14 protein-coding genes are annotated in these 12,872 nt (G+C 63.8%); 10 read left to right on the top strand and 4 right to left on the bottom strand.

The annotated features are described in order from the left end of the window. Positions 1 to 31: 31 nt before the first annotated feature. Entirely contained in the window at positions 32 to 637 is a 606-nt protein-coding gene (grpE, locus tag KIP88_RS12220; RefSeq protein WP_214488159.1) for a nucleotide exchange factor GrpE, read from the top strand. A gap of 10 nt (positions 638 to 647) precedes the next feature. On the opposite strand, the gene KIP88_RS12215 is transcribed toward grpE, so the two are convergent. Next, positions 648 to 1,073, bottom strand: a complete 426-nt coding sequence (locus KIP88_RS12215; RefSeq protein ID WP_308163540.1) for a VOC family protein — start codon at positions 1,071 to 1,073, stop codon at positions 648 to 650. A gap of 176 nt (positions 1,074 to 1,249) precedes the next feature. On the opposite strand from KIP88_RS12215, the gene KIP88_RS12210 reads away from it, so the two are divergent. After that, positions 1,250 to 2,053: an APH(3'') family aminoglycoside O-phosphotransferase gene (locus tag KIP88_RS12210; protein WP_214488158.1), complete on the top strand. Its 804-nt coding sequence runs from the start codon at positions 1,250 to 1,252 to the stop codon at positions 2,051 to 2,053. A 44-nt stretch (positions 2,054 to 2,097) separates the two neighbouring features. On the opposite strand, the gene KIP88_RS12205 is transcribed toward KIP88_RS12210, so the two are convergent. Next, positions 2,098 to 2,949 (bottom strand): AraC family transcriptional regulator, encoded by an 852-nt coding sequence (locus KIP88_RS12205; RefSeq protein WP_214488157.1) that lies wholly within the window; start codon positions 2,947 to 2,949, stop codon positions 2,098 to 2,100. Positions 2,950 to 2,986: 37 nt separating this feature from the next. Further along, on the bottom strand, positions 2,987 to 3,937 hold the full coding sequence (locus tag KIP88_RS12200) for a hypothetical protein (RefSeq protein WP_249790731.1): 951 nt from the start codon (positions 3,935 to 3,937) through the stop codon (positions 2,987 to 2,989). A 576-nt stretch (positions 3,938 to 4,513) separates the two neighbouring features. Between KIP88_RS12200 and dnaK the strand changes: the two genes are divergently transcribed. The 8 genes from dnaK to KIP88_RS12160 all read left to right on the top strand — a co-directional run bounded on the left by dnaK (position 4,514) and on the right by KIP88_RS12160 (position 11,752). Beyond that, positions 4,514 to 6,415 (top strand): molecular chaperone DnaK, encoded by a 1,902-nt coding sequence (gene dnaK / locus KIP88_RS12195; RefSeq protein WP_214488156.1) that lies wholly within the window; start codon positions 4,514 to 4,516, stop codon positions 6,413 to 6,415. A gap of 161 nt (positions 6,416 to 6,576) precedes the next feature. Then, positions 6,577 to 7,707, top strand: a complete 1,131-nt coding sequence (dnaJ, locus tag KIP88_RS12190) for a molecular chaperone DnaJ (RefSeq protein WP_214488155.1) — start codon at positions 6,577 to 6,579, stop codon at positions 7,705 to 7,707. 213 nt (positions 7,708 to 7,920) lie between these two features. Further along, complete coding sequence (locus KIP88_RS12185; RefSeq protein ID WP_214488154.1) at positions 7,921 to 8,520, top strand: class I SAM-dependent methyltransferase; 600 nt, start codon at positions 7,921 to 7,923, stop codon at positions 8,518 to 8,520. Positions 8,521 to 8,569: 49 nt separating this feature from the next. Next, positions 8,570 to 9,148: an NADPH-dependent FMN reductase gene (locus KIP88_RS12180; RefSeq protein ID WP_214488153.1), complete on the top strand. Its 579-nt coding sequence runs from the start codon at positions 8,570 to 8,572 to the stop codon at positions 9,146 to 9,148. A gap of 6 nt (positions 9,149 to 9,154) precedes the next feature. Further along, positions 9,155 to 9,865: an orotidine-5'-phosphate decarboxylase gene (gene pyrF, locus KIP88_RS12175; protein WP_214488152.1), complete on the top strand. Its 711-nt coding sequence runs from the start codon at positions 9,155 to 9,157 to the stop codon at positions 9,863 to 9,865. A 33-nt stretch (positions 9,866 to 9,898) separates the two neighbouring features. Further along, positions 9,899 to 10,201 carry a DUF1330 domain-containing protein gene (locus KIP88_RS12170; protein WP_214488151.1) on the top strand — a complete coding sequence of 101 codons (303 nt, stop codon included), beginning with the start codon at positions 9,899 to 9,901 and terminating at the stop codon, positions 10,199 to 10,201. An 86-nt stretch (positions 10,202 to 10,287) separates the two neighbouring features. Beyond that, a complete protein-coding gene (gene dapB / locus KIP88_RS12165) occupies positions 10,288 to 11,103 on the top strand; it encodes a 4-hydroxy-tetrahydrodipicolinate reductase (protein ID WP_214488150.1) in 816 nt (271 codons plus the stop codon). Positions 11,104 to 11,128: 25 nt separating this feature from the next. Beyond that, on the top strand, positions 11,129 to 11,752 hold the full coding sequence (locus KIP88_RS12160; protein WP_108520010.1) for a 2,3-bisphosphoglycerate-dependent phosphoglycerate mutase: 624 nt from the start codon (positions 11,129 to 11,131) through the stop codon (positions 11,750 to 11,752). Positions 11,753 to 11,858: 106 nt separating this feature from the next. On the opposite strand, the gene KIP88_RS12155 is transcribed toward KIP88_RS12160, so the two are convergent. Next, a complete protein-coding gene (locus KIP88_RS12155) occupies positions 11,859 to 12,755 on the bottom strand; it encodes a bifunctional helix-turn-helix domain-containing protein/methylated-DNA--[protein]-cysteine S-methyltransferase (RefSeq protein ID WP_214488417.1) in 897 nt (298 codons plus the stop codon). Positions 12,756 to 12,872: the final 117 nt, after the last annotated feature.

Genomic DNA, 12,872 nt, shown 5'->3' with positions numbered 1-12,872 from the left:
AACCCAATACGTTTTTTGAGAAGGCAGTCTTATGACCGATCCGAACCGGCCGAGTGATGATGCGGTGAAACCGGCCCAGACCGGCGAGCCCGTGGTCTCAAAACCCTACATCATGCCGGACGATCCCGAGGAAGGATCGAATGAAGCCCTGACCAAGGAACTGGCCGAGGCGCGCGACAAGATGCTGCGCACGCTGGCGGAAATGGAAAACCTGCGCCAGCGCACCAGGCGCGAGGTTGCCGATTCCAAGATGTACGGCATCACCGGTTTCGCGCGCGACATTCTCGATATCGCCGACAATCTGCAGCGCGCGCTCGACGCCATTCCGGCCGAGGCCAGGGAGACCGCCGATCCCGGCATCAAGGCCTTCATCGAAGGCGTGGAGCTGACCGAGCGTTCGCTGCTCAACACGCTGGAGAAGAACGGCGTCAAGAAGTTCGATCCGTCGGGCGAGAAGTTCGATCCCAACTTCCAGCAGGCGATGTACGAAGTGCCCGACCCGTCCGTTCCGTCCGGGACGGTGGTTCAGGTCGTGCAGGCCGGCTTCATGATCGGCGAGCGCGTGCTGCGCCCCGCGCTGGTCGCGGTGTCCAAGGGTGGCGCGAAGGCCGCGCCCGCCGCCGACGTCACGAACTGAGCCGGATTTATTACGGCTTATCGTCTGCTTTCGGCCGGTACGTGCCAAAGCTCCAGAGATTGCCTTCCGGGTCCCGGCAGGCGAAGTCGCGGCTGCCATAATCCGTGTCGTGCAGCTCCATCTCGATCCTGGCGCCAGATGCCTTGACCTTGGCGTGCAGCGCGTCCGGATCGTCGACGGCGACGTAGAGCGCGTCCGTGCGGCGGCCACCGATGTCACCCACCAGCTTGCCGTATTCGCCGTCGCGGCTCTGGCCGAGCATCAGGATCGAGGACCCATAGGCAAGCTCGGCGTGTTGCACCGTGCCGCCCTTGCGGTAGACGATGCGCTCGGTGAAGCCGATCACGTCTTTCAGCCAGCGGATCATCGCCTCGGCATCGCGACAGCGCATCGTCGGATAGAGGCGCTGCGCTTCGATTTCGGTTTGACTCGTCACGGGAAACTCCTTGCTGACTGTCTTGCCGAGGCCAATATGCGCGAGGCGCGATGCGTCGGCTTGAATATTTGTTACCGGACCGAGGGGCGCTGGAGATGAAGCGACGGCGCAGCAGGCGAGTCGGAGATGCACCAAGCATCCATCTGGAGTAGCGACCTGTCGAGGGAGAGTCTTAGTTGGATTGGACTTACGCGTTGCTGGATCACCGGCGCTTTGACTGGGTACCCGTCAGGACCGGAGAATCGGGCGATCGCGTCTACCGGCGGGAGGATGGCCTCGTCTACGCCAAGATTGCGCCGGTTGAGCGTTCAGCGGACCTCGTCGGCGAGCGCGATCGGCTCGCTTGGCTCAAGGGGCAGGGCTTCGCCAGCCCCGAGGTTGTTGACTGGCGCGAAGCCGAGGACGGTTCATGCCTTGAAATGACCACTGTCCCGGGCATTCCGGCGAGCGAGCTCTCGGGAGCCGATCTGCTCAAGGCCTGGCCGTCGATCACGCGACAGATCGGAGCTCTCCACGAGCTTGCGGCCGACCGGTGTCCGTTCGATCGTGGCTTGGCGGTCATGTTCGGTCGTGCTGCGGATGTCGTCGCCCGCAATGCCGTCAATCCCGCGTTTCTGCCGGAGGACGACAGGAACGTTCCGGCGGCCGAGCTTCTGGCGAAGGTCGCCGATGAATTGCCAATCCGGCTCGAGCAGGAGGTGACGGGTCGCGTGGTCTGTCACGGCGACGCCTGCATGCCGAACATCATGATCGATCCGGAGACCTTCCAATGCACCGGCGTGATCGATTTGGGTCGCCTCGGAACGGCGGATCGCTACGTCGATCTCACACTGATGGTGGCCAACGCACGCGAAAGCTGGGTGTCGCGAGAGGAAGAAGCGCAGGCCTTCGCGATCCTGTTCGATACTCTTGGGATCCGGGCACCGGACAGGGCGCGGCTCGCCTTCTATCTCAAGCTTGATCCGCTGACCTGGGCCTAGGCTGACTTGGGCCTAAGCCGGTATCCACGTTTCCGGCGCATGCTCTAAGCATCCAGCGCGTCGAGCGGGCGCACCAGACGGCTGTCGGTCAATGCGAGCCGCCGGGCCCAGGCCGTTGGTGTTTCGCCGGCAAGGGCTGAAAATTCGCGGGCGAGATGCGCCTGGTCGGCGTAGCCGCTTTCGGCCGCAATCCTGGCCCAGCCGCTCACGGTTCCACTGCGTGCAAGCCGGCAGGCCTGATGGAAGCGCATCATGCGGGCAATCGGCTTCGGTGCGAGACCGATTTCGGATCGGAAACGATCGACGAGGTGCTTGCGGCTCCAGCCGATCTCCTTGGCGAGTGCGGTGATCCGTGCACCGCCCGACGTGCGCGCCAGGCGGTGATAGGCGAATTCGATCTCGGGCGAGGGCAAATGGCTGGCGCGGTCAGCCACGAAATCCTCGATCAGATCGAAGCGGTTTTGCCAGCCGCATGTTGCGCCAAGCCGCTCGCGGAGCTGCCGGCCTTCGCGGCCCAGCACGTCGCCGATGTCGACCATGCGCGCGGCGAGATCGACCACAGTGCCGCCAAAGAAGCGATAGGCGCCAAGCGGCGTGAAATCGAGCTGCACGCATTCGGCGTCGCCGTCAGACTCGATAAAGACCGGGCCGGCATGAAGCCCGGCGGCGAAACTCGGCTGCTGGTCCGCGGCATTGGGCTCGCGTCCAAGCGCGATCAGAAACGGCGTGCCGAAGCTTATGATCAGCGGCACTATCAGGCCTGCGGTTTCGCGCTGGAAAAACCGGCCCCGCGCCGTTTCACGGTAACCGGTCATTCCCGAGATCAGGCCCGCCGTGCGTTGTGACGGTGCACGCCGGGCTAATTCGAACGCGAAGGGTGCCGCCAGATCGGACATCCCGGACTCCGCGAGGAGGTTACAGGTTCTTCGGCAATCAGGTTCGGGGGTGGATCCCGTCACGGACAGCGCGGAAGCGCGGAAAGGCCTTGCTCCAGTCGTCGCGCGGCGAAGAGCCGATGATGCGCATCGAGGTCTGGGAGCCGAACCGCAGCCATTGCACGATCGTAACCGGCGTATTGTCCTTGCCGCTGGTGGCGTCGATCCGCGTCTCGTAGCCGGGCTGGCCATCGATGCGGACCGGCTCCGACATCGTGATCCTGCCGTCGCGCACGCCGGGAATCGTGGTCGCGATCTGCTGGGCGAAGCGGCCGCGATCGTCGGGCGAAGCCGCCGTCGAGCCGATCAGGCCGATGATCATGAAGGGCGCGATCTCGAAACCCTTCTTTTCGTCGCTGTCGGAGAGAATGAGTGCCGCGCCCGGCGCCAGCGTGCGGACGTTCTTGAAGCTGGAGAGCTCGCTCATCTTGAACGGCAGCAGCCCGAGCTGCTCCTCGACCGGAACCTCGGCGCGGATCGCGGCGGAAGCGAACATCTGGCGCACGGCGTCGTCGGTATAGATCCTGGCGGCGTTCTCCGGCACCTGTACGGCAACATAGCCGGAGAAGGTGGGGCCGGGCAGGATCATCGAATAACGGCGCACATTGGTGGCGCCGTCCTTGGCGTTCTCGACGGTGTAGTAGGCGAGTCCCGCCGTGGTCTCGATGCTCTCCGGCTTGATGCCGCCGGTGCCGCCCGGGTTGGCCTTGAAGGCATTGGCGACCTCGCCATAGGCCTCGGCGGGCAGGTCGGTAACCAGCACCTTGACGCCCTGGTCTTCGGTCTCGAATCCGATGAACGTTCTGGCCTTGTTGAGGCCGACGAGCGGCGTCATGCCGACCCTGGCGCCCGGCGGGAAGACCGGGTCGGCGGCGAATGCGGAAGAGAATACGGTAGAATTGGTGGCGACGATCAGGGCAACCGCAGCGAAATATCGAAGGAGCTTCATGGAGGATCTACCGGGTTTGCATGGGGCCGTTCAGTGGTCCGACGATGCAGCTAGGAATTTCTAGTGGAATCTTGGAGCCAATCTTGGAGCCTTGGGGCACGACAGGGGTCGTTCCACTCGGCCCGCTTTTAGCGGTTTTGATGTCCCAGCAACAGGGCAGGGTAGGCGTCCGTTCCACCGTTACGTTCCGATATGTCGGCCATTTTGCGGGATTTTGCCCAGCATCCGGGCTCTTTTTGGGGCGCTTCCAGCGGCCAAATACCGCTCCCCCATCCGCGGCGGCCGGGCCCTCGATCGGAGGATGCCCGCATTGCTGCGCAGTGCGGGCGAGGAGCGGCCTTGCCGATTTCTTAACACCACTCCAGGCACTGATGCGCCCCCGCCCCGGGCTGACACAATCTTTCAAACGTCAGCCTTTTCAGACCCTAAGCTTGCGTTCGGTCCTTGCAGGCCCGACCCCCCCTCCTATATGAGGCTCACCGTCGCAATATCGCGAGTATTTGATCGTTGGGGGTTCGGTTAGGTGCGCCGTCCAGGGCCCAGCCAACCTGCCGCAACAAGAAGGATATGAGGACCATGGGAAAGGTCATTGGGATCGATCTCGGCACCACGAATTCGTGCGTCGCCGTAATGGATGGCAAGACTGCAAAAGTCATCGAGAACGCGGAAGGCATGCGCACGACGCCTTCGATCGTTGCCGTCACCGATGATGGCGAGCGCCTCGTCGGCCAGCCCGCCAAGCGTCAGGCGGTGACCAATCCCGAGCGTACGTTCTTCGCAGTGAAGCGCCTGATCGGCCGCCGCTATGACGACCCGATGGTCGAGAAGGACAAGAAGCTCGTCCCCTACAAGATCGTCAAGGCATCGAACGGCGACGCCTGGGTCGAAGCCGACGGCAAAACCTATTCGCCTTCGCAGGTCTCCGCCTTCATCCTGCAGAAGATGAAGGAGACCGCGGAAGCCCATCTCGGCCAGAAGGTCGAGCAGGCCGTCATCACGGTTCCCGCCTACTTTAACGACGCGCAGCGCCAGGCCACCAAGGACGCCGGCAAGATCGCCGGCCTCGAAGTGCTGCGCATCATCAACGAGCCGACGGCGGCAGCGCTGGCCTACGGTCTCGACAAAACGAAATCCGGCACGATCGCGGTGTACGACCTCGGCGGCGGCACCTTCGACGTCTCCATTCTTGAAATCGGCGACGGCGTGTTCGAGGTGAAGTCCACCAACGGCGACACCTTCCTCGGCGGTGAAGACTTCGACATGCGCCTCGTCAGCTACCTCGCGGACGAGTTCCAGAAGGAGCAGGGTATCAACCTGCGCAACGACAAGCTTGCCCTCCAGCGCCTGAAAGAGGCCGCCGAAAAGGCCAAGATCGAATTGTCTTCGACCACGCAGACCGAAATCAACCTGCCCTTCATTACGGCGGACCAGACCGGGCCGAAGCATCTGACGATGAAGCTGACGCGCGCCAAGTTCGAGGCCCTCGTCGACGATCTCGTCCAGAAGACCATCGAGCCCTGCCGCAAGGCGCTGAAGGATGCAGGCCTCACCGCCGCCGAAATCGGCGAAGTGGTGCTGGTCGGCGGCATGACCCGCATGCCGAAGGTCCAGGAAGTCGTGAAGCAGTTGTTCGGCAAGGAGCCGCACAAGGGCGTCAACCCGGACGAAGTCGTCGCCATCGGCGCGGCCATTCAAGCTGGCGTGCTGCAGGGCGACGTCAAGGACGTGCTGCTGCTCGACGTGACCCCGCTTTCGCTGGGCATCGAGACGCTGGGTGGCGTGTTCACCCGCATCATCGACCGCAACACCACGATCCCGACCAAGAAGAGCCAGGTGTTCTCGACCGCCGAGGACAACCAGAACGCCGTCACCATCCGCGTCTTCCAGGGCGAGCGCGAAATGGCGGCCGACAACAAGGTGCTCGGCCAGTTCGACCTGATGGGCATTCCGCCGTCGCCGCGCGGCATGCCGCAGATCGAGGTTACCTTCGACATCGACGCCAACGGCATCGTCAACGTCTCCGCCAAGGACAAGGCGACCGGCAAGGAGCAGCAGATCCGGATTCAGGCATCCGGCGGCCTGTCGGAAGCCGACATCCAGAAGATGGTCAAGGACGCCGAGGCCAATGCGGCCGAGGACAAGAAGCGCCGCGAAGCGGTCGACGCCAAGAACCATGCCGACGCGCTGGTGCATTCCACCGAGAAGGCGCTGGCCGAACACGGTTCGAAGGTCGAGGAGAGCGAGCGCCGCGCCATCGAGGACGCCGTCAGCGATCTGAAGGAAGCGCTGAAGGGCGACGACGCCGAGGCCATCAAGGCCAAGACCAACACCGTGGCGCAGGCTTCGATGAAGCTCGGCGAGGCCATGTACAAGCAGCAGGCCGAGGCGGACGCCAAGCGCGACGCTGCCAAGGATGACGTGGTCGACGCGGAGTTCACCGAGGTCGACGACGACAAGAACAACAAGAAGTCGGCGTAAGCGGGCTTTCGATCATGACCCTCATCCTAAAGAGCGCGCGGCTTGCGTTCCCAGGGGTGGGGGTCATTTTTCGTTAAGCCGATGGCTGCATCTTTCGAGAAGCACCCTTCTTGCGAGAAGCACCCTTCGGCGTGAAGACGAACTTCGGGCGGGTTTGACTGATGTCCACCAAGCGCTGCTATTACGAAACCCTGGAAGTCGAACGGAACGCGGACGACGGCAAGCTCAAGGCGGCGTTCCGCAAGCTCGCGATGAAATGGCATCCGGACAAGAATCCGGGCGATGCCTCCAGCGAAGTCCGCTTCAAGGAAATCAACGAAGCCTACGAGGTCCTGAAAGACGGCGAGAAGCGCGCCGCCTATGACCGCTATGGCCATGCCGCGTTCGAGCAGGGCATGGGCGGCGGCGGTCCCGGGTTCGGCGCCGGCTTCGCCTCGTCATTCTCCGATATTTTCGAAGACCTGTTCGGCATGGCCGGCCAGCGGCGCAGCGGTGGACGCGAGCGCGGCGCCGACCTGCGCTACAACATGGAAATCACGCTGGAAGAGGCTTTTCAGGGCAAGACCGCGCAGATCGAGATTCCCGTCTCGGTCACCTGTGAGCCCTGTTCGGGCACCGGCGCCAAGGCCGGCACCAAGCCGAAGACCTGCTCGATGTGCGGTGGCGCGGGCCGGGTGCGGCAGGCCCAGGGCTTCTTCACGCTGGAGCGGACCTGCCCCGGCTGTCAGGGCCGCGGCCAGATGATCGAGGACGCCTGTCCGAACTGCGCAGGGTCGGGACGGGTGACGCGCGACCGCACGCTGTCGGTCAACATTCCGCAGGGCGTCGAGGACGGCACCCGCATTCGTCTGGCCGGCGAGGGCGAGGCCGGCGTCCGCGGCGGGCCGCCCGGCGACCTCTATATTTTCCTGTCGCTTGCGACGCACGAATTCTTCCAGCGCGACGGCGCCGATTTGCATTGCCGGGTTCCGATCTCGATGGTCGCAGCCGCGCTTGGCGGCGAATTCGAGGTTCCGACCATCGACAAGGGCAAGACCAAGGTGAAAGTGCCGGCCGGGACGCAGTCCGGCCGCCGTTTCCGCATTGCATCAAAAGGCATGCCGGTGCTCCGCTCGCGCCAGACCGGCGACATGTATGTCCAGGTCATGGTCGAAACGCCGCAGAATCTGACCAAGAAGCAGCAGGAATTGCTATCCGAGTTCGAAAAACTGTCGTCCGGCGCCACCCAGCCGGAAGCGGCGGGCTTCTTCACCAAGGTCAAGGACTTCTTCGGCAACCGCGCGGGCTCCTGACCCGCGCGAACGCGAGTTGAGCGAAGCGCAGTTTCTTGCCCTCGCAGTCATGATTCATTCAGCTTGCACAGTGTCTTATTGCTGCGTCCCGGGCACTTTGGCGCGGCCGACGCATTACCGTTTGGCTTGACCATGTCCCCGTCGACCTATACGTGTTTATGACCGTTTTCTGACATCCCCTGCCTTCTTGCGGGGCCCCCGCCTGGTAGCGACATGCCTTTGCAATCGTCCGTGCGTGCGTTGAAGAAGCCTCGTCTCGATGATGAGGTTCGCTTCCTTCGTTCATGGATCGAAAAGCCGCTGCACATGGGCGCGGTGATGCCGTCGAGCAAATTGCTTGCCCGGACCATGGCGGAATATGTCGACGTCGACGCGAAAGGGCCGGTCGTCGAACTTGGGCCCGGGACCGGTGCGATCACCAACGCACTGATCGAACATGGCGTCGATCAAAGGCGGCTCGTGCTGGTCGAGTATAATCCGGGCTTCTGCGCACTGCTGCGCGACCGCTATCCGCTGGCCAAGGTGGTGCAGGGCGACGCCTACGCGCTACGCTCCTCGCTCAAGGACGTGCTGGACGTGCCGGCTTCCGCCGTGGTCTCCGGCCTGCCGCTGGTGACCAAACCGATGCTGACGCGCCTGAAACTGATCCGCGACGCCTTCACAGCGCTCGCGCCCGGCGCCCCCTTCGTGCAATTCACCTATTCGGTCGCGCCGCCGATCCCGAAATCGCTGCCGGGCGTGTCCACAGAAGCCTCCGAGCGGATCTGGATGAACCTTCCGCCCGCGCGGGTCTGGGTGTATCGCAAGGGCTGAGCTCCCCTGCGCTGTCGCGCGGGTTCGTCCTGAACGCGATTTCTGACATATGTCCGCACTGAAAATCCTCGTGATCCCGGGATCGCTACGATCAGGTTCGCTCAATGCGAAGCTGGCGGCGGTTGCCGCGCATGCGCTGGCGCGGGAAGGCGCCGAAATCACCCGGATATCGCTCGGCGATTTTCCGCTGCCGATCTATGACGGCGACCTGCAGGCGAAGTCCGGCGTGCCGAAGCATGCGGTCAATCTGAAGCGCATGATGGCGGCCCATCATGGCGTGCTGATCGTGACGCCGGAATACAATTCCTCGGTGCCGGCGCTGGTGAAAAACACCATCGACTGGGTGAGCCGGGTGCAGGATGTGCACGAGACCCGCGGGCAGGTGTTTCGCGAGCGGGTGTTTGCGATCGCCTCCGCTTCCGGCGGGCGACTCGGCGGCTCTCGCGCGCTGGCGGCGCTGCGGCTGATCCTGTCGGCCTGCCATGCCCAGGTGATCCCGAACCAGTTCGCACTGTCATTTGCCGACGATGCCTATGACGAGATGGACCGATTGAAGAATTCTGCTGATGCCGAGGCGCTGAAAGCGCTGGTGCGGCAGTTGATCGACGTTTCCCAACGCATGATGTGAGGTGACATGCAGCCAGCCGTAATCGCGCCGAAGGACCGCCTGATCGTCGCGCTCGATTTGCCCGGGGTGGCCGAGGCGGAAGCGATGATTGCGCGGCTCGGCGACAGCGTGAGCTTCTACAAGATCGGCTACCAACTCGCCTATGCCGGCGGATTGCCGCTGGCGCAGCAATTGGCGAAATCAGGCAAGAAGGTTTTCGTCGATCTCAAGCTGCACGACATCGGCAACACGGTGGCGCGCGGCGTCGAGAGCGTAGCAAAACTCGGCGCGACCTTCCTCACCGTGCATGCCTATCCGCAAACCATGAAGGCCGCGGTCGAGGCGCGCGCCGGATCGGGCCTGAAGATTCTCGCCGTCACGGTGCTGACGTCTTATGATGACGGCGATCTCCATGCCGCCGGCTATCGGCTCAACGTCTCCGACCTGGTGGAAGCACGCGCGCAGCAGGCGCAGGTGCTCGGCGTCGACGGCCTCGTCAGCTCGCCGGAAGAGGCCGCGGCGCTGCGCAAGATCGTCGGCCACCAGATGAATCTGGTGACGCCCGGCATCCGGCCTGCGGGGGCCGCGACCGGCGACCAGAAGCGCATCATGACGCCGGCGCGTGCCATCGCTGCCGGCGCCGACTATCTGGTGGTCGGACGTCCCGTGACGGAAGCCGCCGATCCCAGGGCGGCGGCGGATGCCATTCAGGCGGAAATCAAGCAGGCTCTGACGTAGTGAAACCAGCGAGACAAGAAACGGGAGAGTGAGATGGCCAAGGGATACTGGATCGCGCGCGTCGACGTGCACAATGACGAAGGCTACAAGCCCTATGCGGCGGCCAACCCGGCCATCTTCAAGAAATTCGGCGGGCGCTTCGTCGTGCGCGCCGGCAAATTCACCGCCATCGAAGGCCAAAGCCGCTCACGCAATGTGGTGATCGAATTTCCCGACTATGAGACAGCGCTGGCTTGCTACCACTCGCCGGAATACCAGGAAAACATCAAGGTGCGGCAGCCGCATTCGGTCGCCGATCTCATCATCATCGAAGGCTATGATGGGCCGCAGCCCTGAGGGCTGTCCGGAGGCGCCGACCCGTTACCTGACGGGAAGTTGCCGTAATCGCCTGCCCCGGCTATACCCCGTTCAGAGGTAAAGCCATGGCCGATATGCGATTGATCGTTGCGGGGGCCGGCGGCCGGATGGGCCGCGCGCTGGTGCGCGTCATTTCGGAAACGCCGGGCGCGGTGCTGGCCGGCGCGCTGGAAGCGCCGGGATCGGAACTGCTGGGCAAGGATGCCGGCGTGCTTGCCGGCCTGCCGGAGAATGGCGTCAAACTTTCGGCCGACTTGTGGACGCTGTCGGCCAATGCCGACGGCATTCTCGATTTCACCGTACCGGCTGCCACCATCGCCAATGTCGCGATCGCCGCCGAACGCGGCCTCGTGCACATTGTCGGAACCACCGGGCTGTCGGTGTCCGACATGGCCGTGATCAAGAGCGTTACTTCGCGCGCCGTAGTCGTGCAATCAGGCAATATGAGCCTCGGCGTCAACCTGCTGGCGGCGCTGGTGAAGCGGGTCGCGCAATCGCTCGACCAGAGTTTCGATATCGAGATTCTCGAAATGCATCACAAGGCCAAGATCGACGCACCGTCGGGCACGGCCTTGATGCTGGGCGAGGCTGCCGCGGCCGGTCGCGGCGTCGATCTCTATACCCATTCGGCGCGTGGCCGCGACGGCGAGACCGGAGCGCGCCGTCCCGGCGACATCGGCTTTGCCGCGCTACGCGGCGGCACCGTTGTTGGCGATCACAGCGTGATCTTCGCCGGTGCCATGGAGCGCATCGAACTGACCCACCGTGCCGAGGACCGGACGATGTTTGCCCAGGGAGCCGTCAAGGCGGCACTGTGGGCGCGGGGCAAGACGCCCGGCTTCTATACGATGACCGACGTGCTGGGGCTCGCCGACTTCTAGAATCGAACAACGGAAAATCCTCTCAATGAGCGAACGTCTTCTTGTGCTCGTGCGTCACGGGCAGAGCGAATGGAATCTGAAGAACCTGTTCACGGGCTGGAAAGATCCTGATCTCACCGAGCAGGGCATCACTGAGGCCAAGGAGGCCGGCCGCAAATTGAAGGCGCAGGGCCTGACGTTCGACGTTGCCTTTACCTCGGACCTGACGCGGGCCCAGCATACGCTGAAACTGATGCTCGCCGAGATCGGGCAGACCGGGCTGCCGACGACGAAGGATCTCGCGCTCAACGAACGCGATTACGGCGATCTCTCCGGACTCAACAAGGATGACGCCCGCAAGAAATGGGGCGAGGACCAGGTGCTGGTCTGGCGCCGCTCCTACGATGTGCCGCCGCCCGGCGGCGAAAGCCTGAAGGATACGCTGGCGCGCGCGCTGCCCTATTACGTGCAGGAGATTTTGCCCGGCGTGCTGCGCGGACAGCGCACGCTGGTCGCCGCCCATGGCAACTCGCTGCGCGCGCTGATCATGGTGCTGGAGAAGCTGACGCCCGAGCAGATATTGAAGCGCGAGCTCGCAACCGGCGTACCGGTGATCTATCGGCTGAATGCGGATTCGACTGTCGCGACGAAGGTCGATCTGGCGGCGTGAGTTGAATTCGTAGGGTGGGCAAAGCGAAGCGTGCCCACCATTCACGACGATTGCTGCGGATAGATGGTGGGTACGTCGCTAACGCTCCTTTGCCCACCCTACATTTCTAATGCAATCCCACCTGACCCGCTTCCCAGCCGAGCATCGCCTGCTTGCGCGTGATGCCCCAGTGATAGCCGGTCAGTGCGCCACCCTTGCCGAGCGCACGGTGGCAGGGCACCACGAACGACACGGGATTCCGGCCGACGGCGGCGCCGACGGCGCGCGAGGCCTTCGGGCTTTGGATCTTGTTGGCGATGTCGGAATAGCAGACCGCGCGGCCCATCGGGATTTTCAACAGCGTCTCCCACACCCGCACCTCGAAATCGGTGCCGATCAGCACCACGCGCAGCGGCTGGTCCGGCCGCCACAGCCGTGTATCGAAGATGCGCTGCGCGAGAGCTGTCGTGCCGTCGTGGTCCTCGACATAGGTGGCATTCGGCCAGCGCCGCTTCATGTCGGCAAACGCCGTCGACTCCTCGTCGGGATCGGCGAAGGCCAGCCCCGCCAGCCCTCGGTCGCTCGCGATCACGATCGCGGTGCCGAAGGGGCAAGCGTGGAAACCGTAGCGCAGCGTCATGCCGGCGCCGCCGTTCTTCCATTCGCCGGGCGACATCGCTTCATGGGTGACGAACAGATCATGCAGCCGGCCCGGGCCCGATAGCCCTGAGTCGAGCGCGGCATCGAGCACGCTGGCGGAATCGCGCAAGAGGCCCTTGGCGTGATCCAGCGTCAGCGCCTGCATGAAGGCCTTTGGCGTGAGCGAAGCCCAGCGTCGGAACAGATGGTGCAGTTCATCCGGCGTCACGGCGGCGGCGTCCGCCATCGCCTCGATGGTCGGCTGCGTGCGCCAGTGCTCGGAGATGAAGGCGATGGCGCGGCGCACCGAATCGTAGTCGCGCAGCGCGGCGGCCTGGTGGCCCGGCTTGGCCAGGCGCTGGTCCTGTATGGCTGATATCATCATGGGGTCTGATTTAGGGCTCATGCGCGGTCCAAACCACCCGATTTCCGATAAGCCAACGTAGCGTTTTCGAGCGAAGCATGCCCTCGGACTTGATCCGGGGGTGGGAACCGGTTCGCA

The organism is Bradyrhizobium sp. SRL28, assembly GCF_018596315.1.
Taxonomy (GTDB): Bacteria; Pseudomonadota; Alphaproteobacteria; order Rhizobiales; family Xanthobacteraceae; genus Bradyrhizobium.
Note: the sequence above shows the minus strand (reverse complement) of the source record. Positions and strands in the feature narration are given on the sequence as shown.

Excerpts from the sequence above, each read along its gene's own strand:
- dnaJ (WP_214488155.1), top strand. The coding sequence starts at position 6,577 with ATGTCCACCAAGCGCTGCTATTACGAAACCCTGGAAGTCGAACGGAAC.
- KIP88_RS12170 (WP_214488151.1), top strand. The coding sequence starts at position 9,899 with ATGGCCAAGGGATACTGGATCGCGCGCGTCGACGTGCACAATGACGAA.
- KIP88_RS12160 (WP_108520010.1), top strand. The coding sequence starts at position 11,129 with ATGAGCGAACGTCTTCTTGTGCTCGTGCGTCACGGGCAGAGCGAATGG.
- KIP88_RS12205 (WP_214488157.1), bottom strand. The coding sequence starts at position 2,949 with ATGTCCGATCTGGCGGCACCCTTCGCGTTCGAATTAGCCCGGCGTGCA.
- KIP88_RS12155 (WP_214488417.1), bottom strand. The coding sequence starts at position 12,755 with ATGATGATATCAGCCATACAGGACCAGCGCCTGGCCAAGCCGGGCCAC.
- dnaK (WP_214488156.1), top strand. The coding sequence starts at position 4,514 with ATGGGAAAGGTCATTGGGATCGATCTCGGCACCACGAATTCGTGCGTC.
- dapB (WP_214488150.1), top strand. The coding sequence starts at position 10,288 with ATGGCCGATATGCGATTGATCGTTGCGGGGGCCGGCGGCCGGATGGGC.
- KIP88_RS12180 (WP_214488153.1), top strand. The coding sequence starts at position 8,570 with ATGTCCGCACTGAAAATCCTCGTGATCCCGGGATCGCTACGATCAGGT.
- grpE (WP_214488159.1), top strand. The coding sequence starts at position 32 with ATGACCGATCCGAACCGGCCGAGTGATGATGCGGTGAAACCGGCCCAG.
- KIP88_RS12185 (WP_214488154.1), top strand. The coding sequence starts at position 7,921 with ATGCCTTTGCAATCGTCCGTGCGTGCGTTGAAGAAGCCTCGTCTCGAT.
- KIP88_RS12200 (WP_249790731.1), bottom strand. The coding sequence starts at position 3,937 with ATGAAGCTCCTTCGATATTTCGCTGCGGTTGCCCTGATCGTCGCCACC.
- pyrF (WP_214488152.1), top strand. The coding sequence starts at position 9,155 with ATGCAGCCAGCCGTAATCGCGCCGAAGGACCGCCTGATCGTCGCGCTC.